13 protein-coding genes and 7 tRNA genes are annotated in these 14139 nt (G+C 73.8%); 10 read left to right on the top strand and 10 right to left on the bottom strand.

Features of this window, described 5'->3' with window-relative positions; translation table 11 throughout:
- Positions 1-49: 49 nt before the first annotated feature.
- Positions 50-121: transfer RNA gene (locus AW27_RS27970), tRNA-Val, on the bottom strand.
- A 139-nt stretch (positions 122-260) separates the two neighbouring features.
- Between AW27_RS27970 and AW27_RS27965 the strand changes: the two genes are divergently transcribed.
- Positions 261-2615 (top strand): SCO7613 C-terminal domain-containing membrane protein, encoded by a 2355-nt coding sequence (locus AW27_RS27965; protein WP_037926014.1) that lies wholly within the window; start codon positions 261-263, stop codon positions 2613-2615.
- Between the two features lie 76 nt (positions 2616-2691).
- On the opposite strand, the gene AW27_RS27960 is transcribed toward AW27_RS27965, so the two are convergent.
- A tRNA-Val gene (locus AW27_RS27960) sits at positions 2692-2763 on the bottom strand.
- Positions 2764-2809: 46 nt separating this feature from the next.
- On the bottom strand, positions 2810-3280 hold the full coding sequence (locus AW27_RS27955) for a TIGR02611 family protein (protein ID WP_037926011.1): 471 nt from the start codon (positions 3278-3280) through the stop codon (positions 2810-2812).
- A 176-nt stretch (positions 3281-3456) separates the two neighbouring features.
- On the opposite strand from AW27_RS27955, the gene AW27_RS27950 reads away from it, so the two are divergent.
- Both AW27_RS27950 and AW27_RS27945 read left to right on the top strand, forming a co-directional pair.
- Positions 3457-3870, top strand: coding sequence for an SsgA family sporulation/cell division regulator (locus AW27_RS27950; RefSeq protein ID WP_030011909.1), 414 nt, complete (start codon positions 3457-3459; stop codon positions 3868-3870).
- A gap of 197 nt (positions 3871-4067) precedes the next feature.
- Positions 4068-4688: a CGNR zinc finger domain-containing protein gene (locus tag AW27_RS27945; RefSeq protein WP_037926009.1), complete on the top strand. Its 621-nt coding sequence runs from the start codon at positions 4068-4070 to the stop codon at positions 4686-4688.
- A gap of 256 nt (positions 4689-4944) precedes the next feature.
- Here AW27_RS27945 and AW27_RS27940 read toward each other — a convergent pair whose 3' ends face one another.
- Positions 4945-5388, bottom strand: coding sequence for a hypothetical protein (locus tag AW27_RS27940; RefSeq protein ID WP_037926007.1), 444 nt, complete (start codon positions 5386-5388; stop codon positions 4945-4947).
- Positions 5389-5604: 216 nt separating this feature from the next.
- Here AW27_RS27940 and AW27_RS27935 point away from each other — a divergent pair, with 216 nt between their 5' ends.
- Positions 5605-6099 carry a DsbA family protein gene (locus AW27_RS27935; protein WP_037926005.1) on the top strand — a complete coding sequence of 165 codons (495 nt, stop codon included), beginning with the start codon at positions 5605-5607 and terminating at the stop codon, positions 6097-6099.
- Positions 6100-6287: 188 nt separating this feature from the next.
- On the opposite strand, the gene AW27_RS27930 is transcribed toward AW27_RS27935, so the two are convergent.
- From AW27_RS27930 to AW27_RS27920, 3 genes are read right to left on the bottom strand one after another with little or no spacing between them, the layout of a single operon-like run.
- Positions 6288-7130 carry a GNAT family N-acetyltransferase gene (locus AW27_RS27930; protein WP_037926002.1) on the bottom strand — a complete coding sequence of 281 codons (843 nt, stop codon included), beginning with the start codon at positions 7128-7130 and terminating at the stop codon, positions 6288-6290.
- 43 nt (positions 7131-7173) lie between these two features.
- Positions 7174-7995, bottom strand: a complete 822-nt coding sequence (locus AW27_RS27925) for an aminotransferase class IV (RefSeq protein WP_037925999.1) — start codon at positions 7993-7995, stop codon at positions 7174-7176.
- The gene (locus AW27_RS27920; protein ID WP_037925990.1) at positions 7992-9077 is read right to left on the bottom strand and encodes a chorismate-binding protein; all 1086 of its coding nucleotides are present in this window, start codon (positions 9075-9077) and stop codon (positions 7992-7994) included. Before AW27_RS27920 ends, AW27_RS27925 begins: the two co-directional genes overlap by 4 nt.
- A gap of 179 nt (positions 9078-9256) precedes the next feature.
- Here AW27_RS27920 and AW27_RS27915 point away from each other — a divergent pair.
- The 5 genes from AW27_RS27915 (at position 9257) to AW27_RS27895 (ending at position 9721) form a co-directional block, all read left to right on the top strand.
- Positions 9257-9329, top strand: a tRNA-Gly gene (locus AW27_RS27915).
- 39 nt (positions 9330-9368) lie between these two features.
- Positions 9369-9442 (top strand) — tRNA-Cys (locus AW27_RS27910).
- 1 nt (position 9443) lies between these two features.
- A tRNA-Val gene (locus AW27_RS27905) sits at positions 9444-9515 on the top strand.
- Positions 9516-9534: 19 nt separating this feature from the next.
- Positions 9535-9606 (top strand) — tRNA-Val (locus AW27_RS27900).
- 40 nt (positions 9607-9646) lie between these two features.
- A tRNA-Val gene (locus AW27_RS27895) sits at positions 9647-9721 on the top strand.
- A 213-nt stretch (positions 9722-9934) separates the two neighbouring features.
- Here the strand turns inward: AW27_RS27895 and AW27_RS27890 are convergent.
- On the bottom strand, positions 9935-10120 hold the full coding sequence (locus tag AW27_RS27890; RefSeq protein WP_037925987.1) for a hypothetical protein: 186 nt from the start codon (positions 10118-10120) through the stop codon (positions 9935-9937).
- A gap of 546 nt (positions 10121-10666) precedes the next feature.
- Here AW27_RS27890 and AW27_RS27885 point away from each other — a divergent pair.
- Positions 10667-11869 carry a serine/threonine-protein kinase gene (locus tag AW27_RS27885; protein WP_078556863.1) on the top strand — a complete coding sequence of 401 codons (1203 nt, stop codon included), beginning with the start codon at positions 10667-10669 and terminating at the stop codon, positions 11867-11869.
- Between the two features lie 12 nt (positions 11870-11881).
- Here the strand turns inward: AW27_RS27885 and AW27_RS27880 are convergent, their stop codons facing one another.
- Positions 11882-12691, bottom strand: a complete 810-nt coding sequence (locus AW27_RS27880; RefSeq protein WP_037925984.1) for a TrmH family RNA methyltransferase — start codon at positions 12689-12691, stop codon at positions 11882-11884.
- Positions 12692-12733: 42 nt separating this feature from the next.
- A complete protein-coding gene (gene cobA, locus AW27_RS27875) occupies positions 12734-13969 on the bottom strand; it encodes a uroporphyrinogen-III C-methyltransferase (protein ID WP_037925982.1) in 1236 nt (411 codons plus the stop codon).
- Positions 13970-14139: the final 170 nt, after the last annotated feature.

Genomic DNA, 14139 nt, shown 5'->3' with positions numbered 1-14139 from the left:
CCGGACATGCGGAAGGCCGGTCCGTCATGGACGGACCGGCCTGACCCGGTGGGCGATACTGGGATCGAACCAGTGACCCCTTCGGTGTGAACGAAGTGCTCTCCCGCTGAGCTAATCGCCCGGGAACGCACTGAACAATACAGAAGCCTCGGGGCTGGTTCAAACCGCTTCCCCGACCGGGGTCCGCCCGGGAGTACTCAGTGCGCACTTGAGTATCCCCGCCCATGTCCTGACCGGGTGACGGGCGCCACACTCCCCCTATGGACTCCCCTCTGCCGCCGGCCGAAGAGCTGGCGCTCATCGACCGCGAGCTGGCCCAACTCGACGCCCGACGCGTGTACTTGCTGGCCCGCCGGGACTGGCTGCTGCGCCTGCTCCGGCAGCCGGGCGCGGCGGCGGCCCACCGGGAACCCGGCGTGTCCGGCCCGCCCGCTTGGTCCGCCGGCCCCGCGAAGCAGGCCTCGACCCCCAGCGTGCAGAACGTCCTGCTCACCCTGGGCGCGGTGCTGCTGGCCGTGGCAGCGCTGGCGTTCACGCTGGTCAGCTGGGGCTCGATGGGGATCGCCGGACGCTCCGCAGTACTGGCCGCGGTGACGGCGGCGGCCCTGGCCGCGCCCGTGGCGTTGCTGCGCCGGGGGCTGCGCTCGACGGCGGAGTCGGTGGCCGCCGTGGGGCTGCTGCTGACCGTTCTGGACGCCTACGCGCTGTACGCCGTCGTCCTGCCGGACACCGACGGCACCGGGTACGCGGCCGGCGCGGCCGCGGTGCTGGCGGCGGTGTGGACCGGGTACGGGTCGGTGCTGCGCACGCTGCGGCTGCCGCTGCCGGCGGCGGTGCTCGCGGCGCAGCTGCCGCTGACGCTGGCGGCGATCGCCGGGGACGCGGGCCCGCTGGGGCTCGGCTGGGCGCTGCTGGCGACCGCCGGGCTGGACGCGGCGCTGGCCCTGCGGGTGCGCACGGCGGCAGTCCCGGCGGCGGTGTCGGCGGCGGTGCTGGGCGCCGCGGCCCTGCTGACCGGCGCGGCCCAGTCGTGGTCGGCCGGCTCGGCGGCACAGGCCCTCGCCCCGGCGGCGCTGCTGCTGGCGGGCGCGGCTTCGGGTACGGCGGCGGCCTGGCGGGAGCCGCGCGCAGGGGCCGCCGCAGCGGCGGGCGCCTTGGCGGCGGTGGTGGCCGCGGGCGGCCTGGCCCGGCCGGAACTCGCAGCGGGCTGGACGGGGGTGGCGCACCTGCTGGTGGGGCTGCCGCTGCTGGCGGCGATGCGGGTCTCCGCGCTGCCGCAGGCGGTACGGCGCGGGTGGGTCCTGGCCGGTGTGGTGGTGGGCGCGCTGGGCGCGCTGGCGGCCGGCGCGGCCGTGCTGCCGGTGCCGGTGGCCCGGCTGCGGGTGCTGGAGCAGGTGTGGGCGGCGACGACCCCGACGGCGGGCCCGTTCGCCCCGGGGGTGGCGGCCGCGGTCGCGCTGCTGATGACGGCAGGGGCGGCCTGGTGGCTGTCGCGAGTGACCCCGCGGCCGGAACCCGCGGCGGTGGCCGTGGTCCTGGCCTGGGCGGCTCTGTTCACGGCGCCGGTGCTGCTGGGTCTGCCGGTGGCGGTGGTGTTCGCCGCGCAGCTCGCGGTGACGGGCGCTGCGGGGGTCCTCGCCCTGCGCCCCCCGGCGCGGGGGGCCGGGATCGCGGCGGCCGTGTGCGCGCTGGCGGGGGCCGGGAGCGTGTCCCTGGGCGCGCTGGACGGCCGCGCGGCGACCTTCTCGGTCTGGGGGCTGCTGGGCGCGGGCTGTGCGGTGGCAGCGGCGTACGGGCCCGCCGCGCGGTGGCTCCGCTCGGGGGCGGCGGTGTGCGCGGTGGGTTACGCGACGGGGCTGGCGGTGGCCGGGGCCGCGGTGACGGATCTGGCGGTGGTCTGGTGGGCACTGCCGGTGCTCGCGGTCCCGGCGCTCGTGGCGGCGCTCGGGCCGCGGCTGGGAGAGGTCCGGCTGCCGGCCGAGATCGCGGCGGCCGTGTCGGGTGCCCTGGCGCTGGCCCTGTCGGCGGGGCGGCCCGGAAGCCTGGCCCTGGCCCTGGCGCTGGCCGGGGTGGTCTGCGCGGGGGCCGCGGTGCGGCCGGAGCGGCGGATCCTGGGCTGGGCGGCGGGGGCGCTGTTCGCGGCGGCGACGTGGGTGCGGCTGGTGCAGGCCGGGGTGACGGCGCCGGAGGCGTACACGCTGCCGGTCACGGTCCCCGCGCTCGCTGTGGGGCTGCTGCGGCGCCGCCGGGACCCGGAGGCCTCGTCCTGGACGGCCTACGGGCCGGGGCTGGCGGCGACGCTGGTGCCCAGCCTGTCGGCGGCCTGGGGTGACACGGGCTGGGTGCGGCCGCTGGTGCTGGGGGCCGCCGCGCTGGCGGTGACCCTGACGGGCGCGCACCGCAGGCTCCAGGCTCCGCTCCTGCTGGGCGGCGCGGTGCTGGCTGCGGTGGCGGTGCACGAGCTGGCCCCGTACGTGGTGCAGGTCGCGGGGGCGCTGCCGCGCTGGGTGCCGCCGGCCCTGGCGGGCGTGCTGCTGCTGGCGGTGGGGGCGACGTACGAGAAGCGGCTGCGGGACGCGCGCAGGCTCCGGGCCGCGGTCGGCCGGCTGCGGTAGGCGGGCGGGGGCCGCGCCCGGCGGGAACGACGGAGGCCCCGGAGACGGTGAATGTCTCCGGGGCCTCCGGTCCGGGTGGGCGATACTGGGTTCGAACCAGTGACCCCTTCGGTGTGAACGAAGTGCTCTCCCACTGAGCTAATCGCCCGGACGCACCGCAAACATTACCCCATGTCAGCGGTGCTCTTTGACCATCACTGGTCCTTGAGGTGCCAGGGCAGCACGAGCCCGTACTTCCACAGGTAGAAGCCGATCAGGGCACCCGCGATGACCAGGCCCGAGGTGGTCAGGATGAGGTTGCGGCGGCGCACCTTCGGGTCGAGCGCCTTCTGCGCCGCCTCGGTGACCTTGCGCTTGGTCCAGCGCAGCACGAGATGGGCCCAGGCGAACTCGGTGGCCCAGATCGCCAGCCCGGCGAAGATCGCGACCCAGCCGGGGCCCGGCAGGACGAGCATGGCGATGCCGGCGACGATCACCGCGAGGCCGACGACGAAGACGCCGACCTGCCAGCTGAGGTGCAGGCTCTTGCTGGCCTTGATGAAGGCGGGCGCCTTCGACACGTGCGGCGTTCCCTCCGCGGTCTGCGCGGCGGCGGGCGCGTTGGTTCCCGTTGCGGTGTCGCCGGCGGCGGACTCATTCGTTCCGCGGTCACTCCCCGTATTCATGGGTCGAATCTACCCGAGCGCGAAGCACACGGGAACGGCGGTTTGGATCCGCCGTCCGAGGGACCCAGAGGTCCGCAAAACGGTCAGAGGGGTTTACAACGACACCGTAGGTGGCATGTCGATTTCGCCGACGTGCGAATCCCCGAGCGCACACTGAGCGAAAGGCCCTGGCGCTTATGAACACCACGGTCAGCTGCGAGCTGCACCTGCGCCTCGTTGTGTCGAGCGAGTCCTCACTGCCTGTTCCCGCGGGCCTGCGGTATGACACGGCCGACCCCTACGCCGTGCACGCCACCTTCCACACCGGCGCCGAGGAGACGGTCGAATGGGTATTCGCCCGCGACCTCCTCGCAGAGGGTCTCCACCGACCCACCGGTACCGGCGACGTCCGCGTCTGGCCCTCCCGCAGTCACGGTCAGGGCGTCGTCTGCATCGCCCTGAGCTCACCGGAGGGAGAAGCACTTCTCGAAGCACCCGCACGAGCCCTGGAGTCGTTCCTCAAGCGGACGGACGCCGCGGTTCCGCCCGGGACCGAGCACCGGCACTTCGACCTCGACAAGGAGCTCTCCCACATCCTGGCCGAAAGCTGAGCCAGTCTCACGGCCGCTCGGCACCGTCCGACTCGGGGCGACGGTGCGGAGCGGACAACCACATACGCGTGCGCCGGCGCTGTTCCCGCGGAAGCCACCCGCGAGGACGGCGCCTGTGCGCTGTGCGGGGACCGGCTATTGTCGGGCGGCATCGGCGGCGCGTCCGTCGCCGCAGGCCGGCCCCCAGGGAGACACCCGTGCAGATCCCACACGACACCCGTCGCGCGCTCGACGTCGTCGTCGCGCTGGTGAACACCGCGGCCGAACCGGACCAGCCCGACGGGCTCTCGGACGTCGGTGCGCTGCGCGGCTTCGTCCAGGAGTACGCGATCAGTGACGTCGGCGAGCTCGGCGCCCGCGACCTGTCCGGTGTCCGGACCGTGCGCTCGAAGTTCGCCCAGGTCTTCGCGGCGCCGACCGCGCGCGCCGCGTCCGTGCTGATCAACGAGCTCGTGGCGACCGCGGGCACCACCCCGCAGCTGACCGACCACGACGGCTACGACTGGCACGTGCACTACTTCGCCCCGGGCGCATCGGTGGGCGACCACCTGGCGGCCGACGGCGGCATGGCACTCGCCTTCATCGTGGTCTCCGGCGAGCAGGAGCGGCTGCGCCGCTGCGAGGCCCCCGACTGCCGGCGCGCCTTCGTGGACCTCTCGCGGAACCGCTCGCGGCGCTACTGCGACAGCCGGACCTGCGGGAACCGGCTGCACGTGGCCGCCTACCGGGCCCGCCGCAAGGAGGCGGACGCGGTGCTGTCAGAGCAGGAAGAGATCGTGCACGGCGGCGAGCAGCAGCAGGATCCCGATCACCGCTAGGAAGATCATCAGCGGTGGCTGGGAGAGTGCGAACAGGCAGCCTCGGGGCTCGTCCGCCACAGGGTCGGGCACCCCGACGGGCACCGCGGAATCACTTTGCGATGTCTCGATCATGTCGCGCCGATGATGACCCAGCGGGCCGCACGGCACGCCTCAACACGCCAATGCGGACGGGGTAGTTCGCTCGATCTTGTGGACGTGTCGCGATCTCGCCCCGCTCACCCGCCCGACGTGCTTCCCCCCGCGGACGGGGTGGTCAGATGCCGTGCTTCTTCAGGATGGCCTCGATGTCGGAGAAGTCGTCCGCGGGGGCGGCGGCCGGCTGGTCGCGGCGGGAGGTGGGGCCGCCGGCGCTCAAGGAGGGCTTGGAGGCGGCCGGGGCGACGGCCTCCGGGGACGCGCCCGCCTTGGCCTTCTTCCGGGCGGGCTTCCCGGAGCCGTCCAGGCCGCGCCGCTCGACGGCGCGGGTGGTGAAGAGGATCAGCCAGGCCAGCCCCAGCAGCCCGAAGCCGATCCAGACGGTCGGGTTGAAGACGATGCCGGTCAGCCATTCCACGACACCCGTCATCACCAGGCCGACCGGCACCAACGCGTACGCGGCGATCCGCGCGGCGGCCAGGAACCGCCTGCGGTAGGCGGTCACCGCGGCGATGCCCAGGCCCGCTGCGGACACCGCGGAGCAAATGGTCTCGGCAAGCATGCGGTCCTCCGGACTCTCGGCGGCAGGGCGGTCTGTCCCTGTCCGTCCATCGTGCACCGCCCGTCGGTGCGGGGGCCAGGCACGCGGACTCCCCCGTGGGGATCTCCGGGGGATCTCGGGGTCGGTTCTCCTCCCCAGGTGCCGGTCCGGGGCCCGGCGCGGCTCCCGGTGCAGGTCCGGGTACGTGGGGCGGGCGGGGGCTGGGAGACTGTCCGCATGACCGATTCCGTGATCCTCGACGTCTGGTGCGAACTGCAGTGCCCGGACTGCCACCGCGCCCTTGACGACGTCCGCGCCCTGCGCGCCCGCTACGGCGACCGGCTGGACATCAGGCTGCGCCACTTCCCCCTGGAGAAGCACAAGCACGCGTTCGCCGCCGCGCAGGCGGCCGAGGAGGCCGCCGAGCAGGGGCAGGGCTGGCCCTACGCCGAGGCCCTGCTCGCCCGCACCGCGGAGCTGGCCGAGCGGGGCGAGCCGGTGCTACTGGACGTGGCCCGCGGCCTGGGCCTCGACGTCGAGGAGTTCGACACCGCCCTGATCGACGGCCGGCACATCCTGATCGTCGACGCCGACCAGGCCGAGGGCAAGGCGATCGGGGTGACCGGCACCCCGACGTACGTGATCGACGGCGAGCGCCTCGACGGCGGCAAGAGCCAGGAGGGCCTGCGCGCCCGCATCGAGGAGATCGCCGACCGCGTCCTCGCGGCCTAGGTGGAGTGCGCCGGGATCCCTGTCCGACGGATCAGGGGCGGCCGAAGGAGCACCGGGCGGGCCTACCGGGACGTGCCCCCGACATCCCTCCGGGGCGACGGTTGCCCGGCGGGGCACCGGAACGTCGTGGCGAGGCCCGGCTGGCTTCGGGCGCAGGGCGTTCCCTTCGCCACGTCACACCACGCACCCTAGATCAGCGCCTTGGAGGCGTTCACCGCGATGTCCCGGTACCCGAGCGACGCGTAGAGCCGCCGGGCCGGGGTGTTGCCCTCGACCACATGGAGGCCCAGCCGGCTGTCCCCGGCGGCCAGCACGGTCCGCTCGGCGAGCAGCATCAGGGTCCGCCCGTGGCCCTGCCCGCGGTGTTCCGGCGCGACCTTGACGTCGTACACGTACGGGACGGTGCCCAGGCCCGGTAGTTCGCACTCCCCCACCCACACGGTGCCCAGCGGCTCCCCCGCCGGGGTCTCCAGCAGGAGGAAAGCCGTCCCCGGGGTGTCGGAGCCGTCGGGCAGCATCCTGGCGTGTTCGGCGCGGGAGGCGGCCACGCCCTGCTCCTCGGTCATGCCCGGGGCGGTGAGCCTGCGGCCGTACTCGACGATGCCCGGCTCCAGCCAGGCGTCGAACTCCGCCCGATTCATCGGACGGCCGACGGCCCCCGGCGGAAGGTCCGGCGGCTGCTGCGGCAGTTCCTTGGCCATGACGCGGCCGGTCTCCCGATAGCCGAGGGCCGCCGCCATCCGCAGCGCCGGCCCGGCGTCGGCGGGCACCGACACCGCGATCGAAGTGCAGCGCCAGGAGCGCAGCACCTCCTCGGCGGCGAGCGCGGCCACCGTGCCGCGGCCGCGCCGCCGGTCGCCCTCGTCGATCCACAGCCCCCGGATCACGCCGACGGTGGGCTGGGCGGCGGACCGGGTGGCCAGTTCGAGCGTGCCGACCCGACGGCTGTTGACCCGGACCTCGTAGGCCCGCCGTCGGGTGCCGTCGCTGTTTCGCTGAAGCGGCTGCGCGGGCCGCAGGGTGGTGGTCATCACTTCGAGTTCTACCTGCCCTGCGGCTCCGCGTCACCGGTGTTCACGGATCGAGGTCGGCTCCGGCCTTCACCTCGAAGATCCGCATGACCTCGGCCGTGACCGGTCCGGGCCCGGTGCCCAGTTCCCGGCCGTCGAGGCGGACCACCGCCTGGGCGTCGCGCAGCGAGGAGGTCACGAAGACCTCCTCGGCGCGTTCGAGGACGTCGAAGGGCAGGTCCGTCTCCTTGGCGCCGGCCCAGTCGACGATGAGGGCACGGGTGATTCCGGCGAGGCAGCCTGATTCCAGGGGCGGGGTGTGCAGTTCCCCGTCGAGCACGACGAACACGTTGGAGCCGGTGCCCTCGCAGAGCCTGCCGACGGTGTTGGCCAGAAGCGCCTCGGAGGCGCCCGCCTGGTGCGCGGCGGCGAGCGCGACCACGTTCTCCGCGTACGAGGTGGTCTTCAGGCCGGCCACGGCGGAACGCTCGTTGCGGACCCAGGGGACCGTGACGACGGCGGTGGTGTCCGGGCGGCGGGGGGAGGGGGCGACGGCGGCGATCAGGGTGGGCCCGGCGGCGCCGCGGTCGGAGCCGAGCGGGGCGACGCCGGCGGTGTAGGTGAGGCGCAGCCGCCCGTGTTCGACGGGGTCGGCCTCCAGGACCGCGGCGCAGGCGCGGCGCACCTCGTCGAGGTCGGGGTCGGGGAGGCCGAGGCCCCGGGCGGAGCGGGTCAGCCGTTCCAGGTGGCGGGTGAGCGCGAACGCCCGGCCGCGCTGCGTCTTGAGCGTCTCGAAGACGCCGTCTCCCACGGTGAGCCCGTGGTCGAGGACGGACACCGTCGCGCTGTCGGCGTCCCGCAGGGCTCCGTCGAGCCAGATTCTCATGGTGCTGTCCTTCCGGTGGTGCCGTTCGCTCCTTGGGCGCTGCCGCCGGTCTCCCGTCCCGCCGCGACCCGCAGCAGGCGGGCCGCTTTGAGCTCGGTCTCCGCCCACTCGCGGTCGGGGTCGGAGCCCCAGGTGATGCCGGCCCCCGTGCCGAAGAGCAGGCGGGGGCCGCCGGGGGCCGCCCGGTCTATCCAGAAGGTACGGATGCCGACGGCGAGCTCGCCGGTGCCGCGGTCCGCGTCGACCCATCCGATGCCTCCGCAGTAGGGGCCGCGCGGGGCGGTCTCCAGGGCCTCGATGATCCGCAGGGCGGAGGACTTGGGCGCGCCCGTGACGGATCCGGGCGGGAAGGTTGCGGCGAGCAGTTCGGGCCAGCCGGCGCCGTCGGCCAGTTCGCCGCTCACCGTGGAGACGAGGTGCACGAGGCCGGGGTGCTCCTCGACGGCGCACAGCTCGGGGACGGACACCGACCCCGTGGCGCAGACCCGGCCCAGGTCGTTGCGCACGAGGTCCACGATCATCACGTTCTCGGCGTGGTCCTTGGGGAGGAGGTCGCCGGCGGTGCGGCCGGTGCCCTTGATGGGTCCGGACTCCACGCGGCGGCCCTCGCGGCGCAGGTACAGCTCGGGCGAGGCGGTGGCGATCTCCACGCCGTGGGCGGCGAGACGAATCGTTCCTGCGAAGGGTGCGGGATTGCCGCGCGCGAGGAGCGCGGTGAGGGCGTCGACATCGGCCCGGTCCACACGCGGCAGCGGCGCGGACATCACGCGGCAGAGGTTGGCCTGGTAGACCTCACCGGCCGCGATGTGCTCGCGGATGCGGCGCACTCCGGCGACGTACGCGGCCCGGTCGAGGGAGGAGGTCCACCGGTCGGCCTCGGGGCCGTGCCAGGCGCCCGGCACGGGCGCGGGGACAGGGTCGGGCCGGACGTCCCCGAAACGCGCACAGACGAGGCGCCCTTCGAAGTCGGCGGTCACGGCCCAGAAGCCGGTGGAGTCGAGGGCGGCGGGATCACTGGTGACATCCCGCAGGTCGGTCGCGAGGAGGCCGCCGAAGCGGGCCATGGGGGGCAGGTCGTGCACGGCTGCGAGTCTATGACCGGTGACGCGAGGGCGCCGGTGCGGTGACGACTGGGTGACCTGTGGTGATCGCGCGGCAGCACGCTGCGGAAACGCGTTTTTGAGCTGGCCCGGGAATCCGCTAGAGTTCAACACGTCGCCAGGGAGCGAAGGGGGAAACCCCGGAGCGAACACGGTGACCTGCGGACGTAGCTCAGTTGGTAGAGCACCACCTTGCCAAGGTGGATGTCGCGAGTTCGAGTCTCGTCGTCCGCTCGAAGTGGGGGATCTTCCCGAGAACCCCTGCAGCTCCATGGTGGAGTGGCCGAGAGGCGAGGCAACGGCCTGCAAAGCCGTCTACACGGGTTCAAATCCCGTCTCCACCTCCAAGGACGATTAGCTCAGCGGGAGAGCGCTTCCCTGACACGGAAGAGGTCACTGGTTCAATCCCAGTATCGTCCACTGATCCGCAAGGATCCCCGCGCGATTAGCTCAGCGGGAGAGCGCTTCCCTGACACGGAAGAGGTCACTGGTTCAATCCCAGTATCGCGCACGCAGTACAGGCATCACCTGCGGTTTTGCACCGCGGTCCCGCGCGATTAGCTCAGCGGGAGAGCGCTTCCCTGACACGGAAGAGGTCACTGGTTCAATCCCAGTATCGCGCACCACCGAAAAGCCCCGGCCCTCCACGGCCGGGGCTTTCGCGTTCGTCCACACGGGTGCGGAACTCCGGTGCGGACGCCGAAAAGGGTGCTGCCCGCACGACTCCCCAGCCGTGCGGGCAGCACCCTTCACCTGCCGTCCGCCGCGCCCCCGTCCCCACGGGGTACAGCAGGCCCGATGTCCCGGCCCGGACCGCTCTCCCGGGCCCGGGGCGCCGCTCAGCGCCCCGGCATCATGCCCACGGACGACGCCTGTGCCGCCAGCTGGTCGAACCCTCCGAAGAGGAAGAGCAGCAGGGCGGCCAGGGGGAGCACCATGGCCGCGGCCACCAGCGGGTGGCGAGTGCCGGACTCATGGCCGTTGAACGCGAATGCCTTGCGTCCCTGCCGTGCGGTGTCCGCCATGGCCCTCTCCCCTGTCGTCTGACAGCGGCGGGTTCTTGACCTCGGGGGACGAGTGCATCACCCGCCGCTTGACCTCAACACTAGGCGGGCGGACGGCCGCCGGCCTCATGCCCTCGTACCCATTGCCGGGCCTCCAGGAGGATGAGGGCGACCGCGCGGTGTACTCCCCTGGGTGGAGAGCTTCCTCCCCGCGTCGGGGTCATCCCGGAAGGGATGACCGGAGGGTAGTGACTTCCCTCACTTTCGTCACTCCCTGCGCATGCGTGTCCGTCGATGGGGCATGGGCGGGATCGGCTCGGGTCACCACGGCGCCGGCGCACGCCCCGGTGCGCTCCGACCTGCTCCGAAGCGTCAATCCCCTTGCCCGATGGGCCGTTTGGGCCAGGCGCCGATCGCGGCCGGACCGGCGGGCCGGATCCCTGATGCTCTCTCAAGAGTGCTGCGCCGCACTGACGATCGAATCTCCCGACGAGGGCGCGGCCTCTGAGCACGCATGCCGGATGGTCCGTAAGCTGTGGCACGTCAACAGGACGACCGGTCAGCGGGGTGGACATGGCGATGATGCGGCTCCGGCGCGAGGACCCGCGTGTCGTCGGCTCGTTCAGACTGCACCGGCGGCTCGGGGCCGGCGGCATGGGCGTGGTCTACCTGGGATCGGACCGGCGCGGACAGCGCGTCGCCCTCAAGGTCATCCGGCCGGATCTGGCCGAGGACCAGGAGTTCCGCTCGCGGTTCGCCCGCGAGGTGTCCGCCGCTCGGCGCATCCGGGGCGGATGCACGGCGCGCCTGGTCGCCGCGGACCTGGAGGCCGAGCGGCCGTGGTTCGCCACCCAGTACGTGCCCGGTCCCTCGCTGCACGACAAGGTGGCCGAGGAGGGTCCCCTGACGGCCGCGCAGATCGCCGCCGTGGGCGCCGCGCTCTCCGAGGGACTGGTCGCCGTCCACGAGGCGGGAGTCGTCCACCGGGACCTCAAACCGTCGAACATCCTCCTGTCCCCCAAGGGCCCCAGGATCATCGACTTCGGGATCGCCTGGGCCACGGGTGCGAGCACGCTCACCCATGTGGGCACGGCCGTGGGCTCCCCCGGCTTCCTCGCGCCCGAGCAGGTACGCGGCGCCGCCGTCACCCCGGCCACGGACGTCTTCGCGCTCGGCGCCACCCTCGCCTACGCGGCCACCGCCGACTCGCCCTTCGGGCACGGCAGTTCCGAGGTCATGCTGTACCGCGTCGTGCACGAGGAGCCGCACCTGCAGGGCGTCCCGGACGCCCTGGCGCCCCTCGTACGGGCCTGCCTGGCCAAGGACCCCGAGGAGCGGCCCAGCACGCTCCAGCTGTCGATGCGGCTCAAGGAGATCGCGGCCCGCGAGGCGCAGGGGCTGTCGGACGGCCGTCCGCCGGCACAGCGGGCACGGACCGACCGGCCCACGGGACGGCTGCCCGAAGGCGCCCTGGAGCACGCGGAACGGCGTACGGAGCGCCGTACCGGCGGCGGCGCGCCCAGGGCGCAGGGCGGCTCGTCGGGCGGCCCGCACTCGCGGCCCTCCTCCTCGCGCAACCCGCGCGGTTCCGGCGGTCCGTCCTCCCGGCCGACGGCGGGGCGCACGGGCGGCCGCCCGGCGCCCAGGACGACGGGCGCGGGGCGGCGCCCCGCACGGCCGGACCCGAGGCTGATGCGCCAGCGCCTGATCGTGTTCATCGTGGTGACGCTGATCGTGGCGCTGGGCATCGCGGCCGCCCAGAAGCTGTGACGCCGCCGGGCGCTATCGGTCCTGGGCCACCGCGTAGAAGGCGACCGCCGCGGCGGCGCCCACGTTCAACGAGTCCACGCCGTGGGCCATCGGGATGCGCACCCACTCGTCGGCCGCGACCAGCGCCCGCGTGGACAGGCCGTCGCCCTCGGCGCCCAGCATCAGCGCGACCCGCTCCAGGGACTGCGGGGCGGCCACGTCGATGGGCGTCGCCTTCTCGTGCGGGGTCAGCGCGAGCAGCTTGAAGCCGGCCTCGCGCACCGAGTCCAGGCTCTTGGGCCAGGCCTCCAGGCGGGCGTAGGGGACGGAGAACACCGCGCCCATGGAGACCTTGACCGAGCGCCGGTAGAGCGGATCCGCGCAGTCGGGGGACAGCAGCACCGCGTCCATTCCGAGGGCGGCGGCGCTGCGGAAGATGGCCCCGATGTTGGTGTGGTCGTTGACCGCCTCCATGACGACCACGCGGCGGGTGGTGGCGAGGAGTTCCTCGGCCGCCGGCAGCGGCTTGCGCTGCATGGAGGCGAGGGCCCCGCGGTGCACGTGGTAGCCCGTGACGCGCTCGGCCAGATCGGGGCTGACGGCGTAGACCGGTGCCGGGATCTCGTCGATGACGTCGCGCATGACGTCGACCCACTTGGCGGACAGCAGCATCGAGCGCATCTCGTAACCGGCGTCCTTGGCCCGTCTGATGACCTTCTCGCCCTCGGCGATGAAGAGGCCTTCCGCCGGCTCGCGCCTGCGCCGGAGTTCGACGTCGGTCAGGCCCGTGTAGTCGCGCAGCCGGGGGTCGTCGGGGTCGGTGATGGTGATGAGATCAGCCACAGGGTGATACTGCCTTGTCCTGGGTGCGGTGCCAACGGCCTGTCAGGCGCTGGTGGTGGGAACGTCCGGGGTTCCGACGCGGACGACCTCGCCGATGATGATGACCGCGGGCGGGCGGACCTCCTCGGCGCGGACCGTCGCACCGACCGTGGCCAGGGTGGCGTCCACGCGGCGCTGGGTGGCCGTGGTGCCCTCCTGGACGACCGCGACCGGGGTGTCCGCGGGGCGGCCGTGGCGCACGAGCGCCTCGGCGATCAGTCCGATCTTGTCGACGCCCATGAGGATCACGAGGGTGCCGGTGAGCTTGGCGAGGGAGGCCCAGTCCACGAGGGAACGCGGGTCGTCGGGGCCGACGTGACCGCTGACCACGGTGAACTCGTGGGCGACCCCGCGGTGGGTGACCGGGATGCCGGCGGCGCTGGGGACCGAGATGGAACTGGAGATGCCGGGGACCACGGTGCAGGCGATGCCGGCCTCGGCGAGGGCCTGGAGCTCCTCCATGCCGCGGCCGAAGACGTACGGGTCGCCGCCCTTGAGCCGGACCACGGCCTTGCCCGCCCTGGCGTGCTCGATCAGCGCGTTGTTGATGGCCTCCTGGGCCATGTACCGGCCGTACGGGATCTTCGCGGCGTCGATGACCTCGACGTGCGGGGGGAGCTCGTCCAGCAGGTCGCGGGGGCCGAGCCGGTCGGCGATGACCACGTCCGCCTCGGCGAGGAGGCGGCGGCCGCGCACCGTGATCAGGTCGGGGTCGCCGGGGCCGCCGCCGACGAGGGCGACGCCGGGGGTGGACTTGTGGCGGTGTCCCGGGGCGGCGAGGCTGCCGTCGCGGAGGCCCTCGACCACGGCGTCGCGGACGGCGGCGGAGCGGCGGGGATCGTTGCCCGTCAGCACGGCGACCGTGACGCCCTCGATGCGGCCGGTGGCCGGGGTCCACGCGGTGGCCGCCGCGGCGTCGTCGGCACGCACGCACCAGACGCGCTCACGCTCGGCCTCGGCGGAGGCCCGCTCGTTGACCTCGCGGTGCTGCGTGGCGATCAGGGCGTACCAGGCCCCGGCGAGGTCGCCGTCCTGGTAGCGGCGGCGTTCCCAGCGGATCTCGCCGGTCTCGGCCATCGCGTCCACCGAGGGGGTGGCGGAGGGCGAGACGAGCAGGACGTCGGCGCCGGCCGCGACCAGCGCGGGGAGTCGCCGCTGGGCGACCTGGCCACCGCCGATGACGACGACGCGGCGGCCGGCGAGGCGGAGTCCTACGGGGTAGGCGGGGGTGTCGGCCATGGCGGTGCGGCTCCTGATGCGGCGGTCGTTCTGTCGTGCCGCTGCGGCTCTGGAGCGGCGAGGGTACTGGCGGGGTACTGACGTGCGGGTTCCTGGTGCGGGTCCACCATACGGCGCGGGCCGTCCCACAGCGCGGACGGGGCTGCGCCCCTCCCGGGGCTCCGCCCCGG

The sequence above is a fragment of the Streptomyces sp. PCS3-D2 genome, from assembly GCF_000612545.2.
Classification (GTDB): domain Bacteria; phylum Actinomycetota; class Actinomycetes; order Streptomycetales; family Streptomycetaceae; genus Streptomyces.
Note: the sequence above shows the minus strand (reverse complement) of the source record. Positions and strands in the feature narration are given on the sequence as shown.

What these genes read in the sequence shown, in the direction of transcription:
- AW27_RS27965 (WP_037926014.1), top strand. Translation starts at nt 261, where the DNA reads ATGGACTCCCCTCTGCCGCCGGCCGAAGAGCTGGCGCTCATCGACCGC.
- AW27_RS27955 (WP_037926011.1), bottom strand. Translation starts at nt 3,280, where the DNA reads ATGAATACGGGGAGTGACCGCGGAACGAATGAGTCCGCCGCCGGCGAC.
- AW27_RS27950 (WP_030011909.1), top strand. Translation starts at nt 3,457, where the DNA reads ATGAACACCACGGTCAGCTGCGAGCTGCACCTGCGCCTCGTTGTGTCG.
- AW27_RS27940 (WP_037926007.1), bottom strand. Translation starts at nt 5,388, where the DNA reads ATGCTTGCCGAGACCATTTGCTCCGCGGTGTCCGCAGCGGGCCTGGGC.
- AW27_RS27935 (WP_037926005.1), top strand. Translation starts at nt 5,605, where the DNA reads ATGACCGATTCCGTGATCCTCGACGTCTGGTGCGAACTGCAGTGCCCG.
- AW27_RS27930 (WP_037926002.1), bottom strand. Translation starts at nt 7,130, where the DNA reads ATGACCACCACCCTGCGGCCCGCGCAGCCGCTTCAGCGAAACAGCGAC.
- AW27_RS27925 (WP_037925999.1), bottom strand. Translation starts at nt 7,995, where the DNA reads ATGAGAATCTGGCTCGACGGAGCCCTGCGGGACGCCGACAGCGCGACG.
- AW27_RS27890 (WP_037925987.1), bottom strand. Translation starts at nt 10,120, where the DNA reads ATGGCGGACACCGCACGGCAGGGACGCAAGGCATTCGCGTTCAACGGC.
- cobA (WP_037925982.1), bottom strand. Translation starts at nt 13,969, where the DNA reads ATGGCCGACACCCCCGCCTACCCCGTAGGACTCCGCCTCGCCGGCCGC.